The 3,385-nt window shown below is 72.2% G+C and carries 2 protein-coding genes; both read right to left on the reverse strand.

Annotation, left to right across the window (positions count from 1 at the left end):
• Positions 1–36 precede the first annotated feature (36 nt).
• Positions 37–2,187 (reverse strand): bifunctional diguanylate cyclase/phosphodiesterase, encoded by a 2,151-nt coding sequence (locus tag EF918_RS33955; protein ID WP_125652731.1) that lies wholly within the window; start codon positions 2,185–2,187, stop codon positions 37–39.
• A gap of 38 nt (positions 2,188–2,225) precedes the next feature.
• Positions 2,226–3,047, reverse strand: coding sequence for an SAM-dependent methyltransferase (locus tag EF918_RS33960; RefSeq protein ID WP_125652732.1), 822 nt, complete (start codon positions 3,045–3,047; stop codon positions 2,226–2,228).
• Between the last annotated feature and the right edge of the window lie 338 nt (positions 3,048–3,385).

Here is a 3,385-nt window from a genome sequence, read left to right on the forward strand (position 1 = left end):
GGCCGGGGGTCTGGCGGCGGTGGCCGGGCGGCGGGGTCAGGGGGCGGCGTCCGAGAGGGACAGGGAGTGGATGCGGTCGGCCGCGCCCGGGCGGGCGTAGTACCAGCCCTGGGCCGTGTCGCAGCCCAGGGCGCGCAGCTGGGCGGCCTGGGCGCCGGTCTCCACGCCCTCGACGGTCACGGCGAGTTCGAGGCTGTGGGCCAGAGCCACGATGCCCTCGACGATCTTGACGTCCACGGGGTCGGCAGGCTGCTGCTGCATCCCCTGGGTGAAGGAGCGGTCCAGCTTCAGCACGCTGACCGGCAGGCGCCGCAGGTTGGCGAGGTTGGAGTAGCCCGTCCCGAAGTCGTCGAGGGCGATGTCCACGCCCAGGGCGGCGAGCCGGCGCAGGGGTTCCAGGAGTTCGTCGTCGGCGCCGATCAGCGCGGACTCGGTGACCTCCAGGCACAGGGACCCCGGCTCCAGGCCGGAGTTCTCCAGGACCGCCACCGTGTCCGCGACCAGGCCGGGGTGGTGGAGCTGGGTGGGTGAGAGGTTGACGTTGATCCGCAGGGGGCCGCCGTGCTCGCGCTGCCAGTTGCGGGCCTGGCGGACCGCCTCCTCCAGCACCCAGCGGCCGAGGGGGACGATCAGGCCGGTGCGTTCGGCGAGCGGGATGAAGCGGTCCGGGCCCAGCACCCCGTACTGGGGGTGCGACCAGCGCACCAGGGCCTCGGCGCCGTAGACGCTGCCGTCGTTCATGTCCACGAGCGGCTGGTACTCGACGAAGAACTCGCCGCGTTCCAGGGCTCCGGGCAGGGCGTTGGTCAGGCCGTGGCGGGTGATGGCACGGGCGTCGGCCTCGGCGTCGGCGAACTCGAAGCGGTTGCCGCCGGCCGCCTTGGCCCGGTACATGGTGATGTCGGCGCTGCGGAGGACCTCGGCCGGGGTGCGCTCGCCCGCCGGGCCCTCGACGATGCCGATGCTGCCGCGCACGGTCAGCTCCCGGCCGTCCAGCCGGATCGGGGCGGCCAGCGTGGAGAGGATGCGGACGGCGAGGTCGGTGACCTTCTTCTCGGTGTCGGGGCCGGTGGTCAGCGCCACGAACTCGTCGCCGCCGAGCCGGGCGACCACCTCGCCGGGGCCGGTCGCGCAGCTCTGCAGCCGGTCGGCGACCTCCACCAGCAGGCGGTCGCCGGCCGAGTGGCCGAGGCTGTCGTTGACCGCCTTGAACCCGTCCAGGTCCAGGTAGGCCAGGCCGAAGCGGGCGCCGTCGTCGGCGGGGGCGCTGAGGGCCTTCTCCAGCCGTTCGAAGAACAGCGTGCGGTTGGGCAGGCCGGTGAGGGCGTCGTGGGTGGCCTCGTAGCGCAGGCGGAGGTTGAGCAGCCGGCGTTCGGTGGTGTCCTCCATCAGCGCCAGCTGGTACTGGGGGCGGCCCTCGGCGTCCCGCAGCAGGGACACCGTCAGGTTGGTCCACAGGACGGTGCCGTCGTGCCGGTAGTAGGGCTTCTCGGCGCGGTAGTGCTCGCGCTCGCCGCGGACCAGCTCGCCGTACATCCGCCAGATGTTCGGTGCGTCGTCGGGGTGGCCCCACTCGCTGACGTTGCGGCCGCGGACATGGCCTTCGAGGCCGCCGAACATCTGCAGGAGGGCGTCGTTGACCTCCAGGACGTTGCCCTCCAGGTCGGCGATGCCGATGCCGATGGCGGCGCCCTCGAAGACGGCGCGGAAGCGTTCCTCGCTGAGGTGCAGGGCCTCCTGGGCGTCGGAGCGGGCGGTCAGGGCCGAGCGGGCGATGGCCTCCTGCTCGCGCAGGGTGCGTTCGCGCAGGGCCCGGGCGAAGCCGGCGGCGATGCCGTGCTGGAGGCGGGCGCAGCGGGCCCGGTACTGCTCGGCCTCCTCGGGGCCGGTCCCGCCCGGCCCGCAGTACAGCACCAGGTAGGAGTCGACCACGCCGAGGGTGCCGGAGAGGGCCTCGGGGTCGGTGCAGTGGACGGCGACGAGTTCGGCGCCGACGCGCTGGGGCACGGCCGGGTCGAAGGAGCGGGCGTGCAGGGCCTCGTTGAGGGTGCGGGCCAGCGGCAGCAGGTGCCGTTCGAACTCGGCCCGGGTCAGCGAGGTGGCGGTGACCGGGAAGATGGCCCGGCTCCAGATCGTCGCGAAGCGGCCGATCCGGTCCTCCAGGTCGGCAGGCAGCCCTGCGGCCATGGGCACCTGGTCCGGCTGCGCCGTCTGGGCGGGGACTCTCACGTTGTGCGTCCCACACCCGCGAAGCCGGCGAAGGCGTACGGATCCTCGGGAGCGGCGAGGTCCTCCGGCGACTCCGGGCGCCAGTGCGGCATCGGCACCAGGCCCGGCTCGACCAGGTCGAAGCCGTCGAAGAACCGGGCGACCTCCTCGCGCGAGCGCATCACCAGCGGGCTGCGCATGTCCCGGTAGACGCCGACGGTCCCGCTGGCCTCCTCCTGGGGGACCGGCAGGCCCTCGTACGAGGCGTGGGTGAGCACCAGGAGGCTGCCGGGGGCCAAGGCGTCGCGCAGCTCGGCCACGGCCCCGTACGGGTCGTCCTCGTCCTCCAGGAAGTGCAGGACGGCGACCAGCAGCAGGGCGACGGGCCGGTCGAGGTCGAGCAGCCGCTCGACCTCGGGGCTCTGCAGGACGGAGCGGGGCTTGCGCAGATCGGCGGAGGCGATGGCGCTGAGCTCGTCGCCGGCGAGCACGGCGCGGCTGTGCGCGACGGCCACCGGGTCGTGGTCGACGTAGACCACGCGTGCCTGCGGGCTGGCCTGCCGGGCGACCTCGTGGACGTTGCCGAAGGTGGGGATGCCGGAGCCGATGTCCAGGAACTGGGTGATGCCCTCGGCCACCGCGTGGCGCACGGCGCGGCGCATGAATGCCCGGTTCGCCTGCATGATCTTGGGCAGGCCCGGCAGGAATTCCATCGCCCGGCGGGCCGCCTGGCGGTCGACCTCGAAATTGTGCGAGCCGCCCAGGTAGTAATCGTAGATGCGCGACACGCTCGGCACCGATATGTCGATGCCTGGCGGGGCCCAGGCGGGGCGGTCCATCGAGGTCTCCAAGCCGTAGTCCATCTGTGGTCGGACTGCTGTCCGAGCCGAATGTACTGATCATTGACCAACAGGGCGAGCTAAAGCGGAAATTGGCGGTCCGTTCTTCGTCACACACCAAAGCGGTGCCGACAGCTCCGCACCTCCTTTGGCCGAAACCGACAAGTCCCTTTTGAGAATTGGCGCCCACCTGATCGCCGACTGCCCGTCTCTGGCTCAAACCCTTCTGGACCGAACCTCACCCGTTCAGGCGAACCGCTGCCGTGCGCGGCGTGCACGCCGCGCACGGCAGCGGTTCGCCTGAACGGGTGAGGTTCGGTCCAGAAGGGTTTGAGCCA

Source organism: Streptomyces sp. WAC06614 (assembly GCF_003949795.1).
Classification (GTDB): Bacteria; Actinomycetota; Actinomycetes; order Streptomycetales; family Streptomycetaceae; genus Streptomyces.

Excerpts from the sequence above, each read along its gene's own strand:
- EF918_RS33955 (WP_125652731.1), bottom strand. The coding sequence starts at position 2,187 with ATGGCCGCAGGGCTGCCTGCCGACCTGGAGGACCGGATCGGCCGCTTC.
- EF918_RS33960 (WP_125652732.1), bottom strand. The coding sequence starts at position 3,047 with ATGGACCGCCCCGCCTGGGCCCCGCCAGGCATCGACATATCGGTGCCG.